3 protein-coding genes are annotated in these 3,619 nt (G+C 44.8%); all 3 read left to right on the forward strand.

What is annotated here, in order from left to right:
• The first annotated feature begins 144 nt into the window (after positions 1 to 144).
• Complete coding sequence (locus ACFIO3_RS08820) at positions 145 to 2,073, forward strand: phage terminase large subunit family protein (RefSeq protein ID WP_375686498.1); 1,929 nt, start codon at positions 145 to 147, stop codon at positions 2,071 to 2,073.
• Positions 2,074 to 2,076: 3 nt separating this feature from the next.
• Entirely contained in the window at positions 2,077 to 2,325 is a 249-nt protein-coding gene (locus ACFIO3_RS08825) for a phage head-tail joining protein (RefSeq protein ID WP_375607156.1), read from the forward strand.
• Positions 2,325 to 3,619: phage portal protein (locus tag ACFIO3_RS08830; protein ID WP_375704332.1), on the forward strand; the 1,295-nt coding region annotated here is incomplete at its 3' end. The genes ACFIO3_RS08825 and ACFIO3_RS08830, both read left to right, overlap by 1 nt.

The following is a 3,619-nucleotide window of genomic DNA, read 5'->3' on the forward strand; positions in this document are numbered from 1 at the left end:
GTTGGATGTGATGCTGCAAGCCTAATCGGTGCCATTGATTATTACATGCGAAAGGCTTTGCTTGAAGCTGTTCATATTCCAGTTCCTTATCATGATCCTCAACCTCCAGAATGAGAGAGTTTTGGGGCGAGCAAAGAATGAATAATGGATGAGAATGCTGTTACAGAATTTTTCTCCCATGCCAATGATGCAAGACAACCGGACCCACCGTATACGGTTTCCCAATGGGCGGACAAGAATAGATACCTTAGCACCGTAGCAAGTGCTGAACCTGGATTGTGGAGAACAAAGCGGACCCCCTATTTGCGTGAAATCATGGATAATCTTTCCTCTCACAAACCGATTGAAACAACCATTGTCATGAAAGGAGCGCAGGTTGGCATGTCAGAGGCAGGATTGAACTTCTGCGGTTATGCTATTCATTATAGTCCAGGACCTGCTCTTTATGTCATGCCGACCGTTGAGACAGCCAAAAAGCTTTCAAAGACGCGGCTTGATCCCATGATTATGGCAAGTCCAGTTTTAAGTGAACGCATAGCCCCAGCACGAGCACGTGACAGCGGAAATACCATGTTTTCGAAAGAGTTTGATGGTGGGGCATTGATGCTTACAGGAGCCAACAGTGCTGCTGGTTTGCGTTCCATGCCTATTCGTTATCTGATTTTAGATGAGGTGGATGCCTATCCTCTCAGTGTCGATAACGAAGGTGATCCAGTGATGATTGCGGAAAAGCGCACATCAACCTTTGTACAACGAAAGATCTTTAAATTGTCCACTCCTACCCACCGTGACACAAGCCGTATTGCCAAGGATTTTGTACTAGGAGACCAGCGATATTACAACGTGCCTTGTGATGCATGTGGTACACTCCAGCCGATTGTTTGGTCACAAATCAAATGGCCGAAAGGGGTTCCTGAAAAAGCTGTTTTTGTTTGTGCCCATTGTGGTCATGAACATGCCGAGCACCGAAAAACAGATCTCATGTGTGAAGAAAGAGGCGCATGCTGGGTCCCAACCAGTGAATCAAGCAGACCCAATTTGCGCTCTTATCATATTTCGGCACTCTATTCACCTTGGCTTACATGGGGAGAATGTGCAAGAGAGTTTTTAAATGCCAAAGATGATCCAGCTCTTCTACAGCCTTTTGTCAATACAGTGCTTGGAGAGCCATGGGAGGACAGAACGGGCGAAGTTGTTGATCCAGACAGCCTTTATGCAAAACGCGAAGAGTATCCCCTTGCACCAGAACAAGCCGTCGTGTTGACAGCAGGCATTGATGTGCAAAATGATCGTTTAGAGCTTGAAGTAGTGGGATGGGGGCGTAGTGAAGAAAGTTGGCATATTGATTATCAAGTGATCCTTGGTGATCCCTCTTCTTTTGAAGTGTGGGACCAATTGGATGAATATCTTGCAAAACGCTGGCCACATCCAGGCTATAAAGAAGGGATTAGGATAACAGCGGCTTGTATTGATACCGGTGGTGGACATACACAGGCAGTTTATAATTATGTACGCCCGCGTGAGGGGCGGCGCATCTGGGGTATTAAAGGACAGGCGGGATGGCGTGCGGTATGGCCACGCCGACCAAGCAGAAACAATAAAGGACAGATTAATCTTTATATTGTTGGGGTTGATGCCGCAAAAGATATCATTACAGCACGATTTAAAAAATCGGGTCCTGAAGCAACGGGGGCTGGTGCAACACACTTTCACAAAAGCCTTGACCTGGAATATTTTGACCAGCTAACCGCTGAAAGAAAAGTCATCAAATATTTTAAAGGCTTCAAGCGTATTGAATGGCAAAAAAGTGAAAAGGCAAGAAACGAAGCCTTGGACTGTAGGGTCTATGCTTATGCTGCTTTACAAGGTCTGATTTCGGCAGGAATAAACCTTAATCGAGAAGTCGATATCTTAGAAGAGCGTTTGGAAAAACTTAAAATTGAAAGTTCTGTAGAGCAACCAACATCTGGGATTTCTTCATTCACTTCTCCAAGAAGATCTCAGATAGCACAACCTCAAAGGAAACAATCCAGAACAGTGATGAATCCTTATATGCGAGGGGATTGGAGGTGATTTGTGGATGAAACTTTAGGACCATTTAACAGCAAAATTAACAGACTGGAAAGTTTAAAAAGGCGGCGTGAACAAATTGAAGAGGCTCTTTATTCGGGTGCGCAATCAGTGCGTCACGGCGATAAGCAAGTCAGCAACCGCTCTGTTGAGGAACTGCGCAGAGCTCTTGAAATGATCAATACGCAAATAGCGGACCTTGAAGGGCGTAAAGGTTCACGCGTGTTCTATTTTAATATCTCACGAGGCTATTAATGGCTGGCTTTATCAATAAACTTACGGGCTTTTTTACAATTTCTCGTCAACACAATCCCCATTTTGAAGCGGCAAGCAAAAGCCGTCGCATGGGTGGTTTTGATCCCGCAAAAAAACATATCAATAAAGCGATTGAAGAATGCGGTGATACCATTGTTGCCCGTTCAAGATGGCTTTATGACAATGAATCTCTTTACGGTTCTGCGACTGAAGAATGGGTCTCTGCGGCTGTCAGTGATGGGATTAAACCTTATCCTCGCATTGAAGGTTTTCAAGAAGAAAAGAAAAAGCTTTTAGACTTATGGTGGCAATGGGCTGATGAAGCAGACTACGACGAAGATGCCAGCTTTTATGGGCTGCAAGCAACCATTGCACGAGAGGTCTTTTTAACCGGCGAATGCTTTGTAAGATTGCATTATGTTGACCTTTATGGGCGCTCTGGTGTGCCGCTTCAATTACAAGTTTATCCTACTGAAATGCTGGATCTCACCTATAATGGACCTGCTGAAATTGAAGGCAATTACATTCGTATGGGAATTGAATTCGATGCCAGTGGTAAGCGCGTTGCTTATCATTTCTGGGAACATCATCCCTATGATGATTGTCCTGCAAACAGAGCCTTTAAGAGCCAAGAGCGCGTGCGCGTCCCTGCTGAAATGGTTCTTCATATAAAAGAACGCCGGATTGCCGGACAATTGCGCGGTTCTCCCAAAATAACGCGCTGTATGACAAAGATCTTTCAACTCGAATCCTATGATGATGCAGAACTTGATCGAAAAAGGACGGCGGCTCTTTTCGCGGCGTTTGTCAAGGACAATTCCCCAAACGTCGCAAAATTATCCGATAATCGTGATAAAAACGACGTTGAAGAAGAATACGAAGCACCTGCCATTGCACCCGGTGCATCTCTTTATTTAGGAGAGAATAAAGAGGTTACATTCTCTAACCCTGTTGAGGTTGGAGGTTCTTATGAGGCTTTCCAATTTCGCAATATTTCAAAAATTTGCTCGGCTCTCAATATGCCTTATGCCGTTGTGACTGGAGACGTTACGCGCGGTAATTTTTCCAATGTGCGAACCTCTATCATTCAGTTTAGACGGCATGTCAAACAATGGCGTGAACATATCATTGCCTTTCAGTTTAACCGCATTGTTTGGGAACGTTTTGTTGAAATGGCAGTACTTTCTGGACGCGTTCACTTACCCGGATGGGAAGAAAATTCCTTGCCATGGCTTCAATGTGAAAGCTTTGCGCCCCCGCTTGAAATGATTGATCCAAACAAGGATATCACGGC

It is taken from the genome of Bartonella sp. AD328YNZD (assembly GCF_042196425.1).

Coding starts and splice junctions, on each gene's coding strand:
- ACFIO3_RS08820 (WP_375686498.1), top strand. CDS start 145: ATGGATGAGAATGCTGTTACAGAATTTTTCTCCCATGCCAATGATGCA.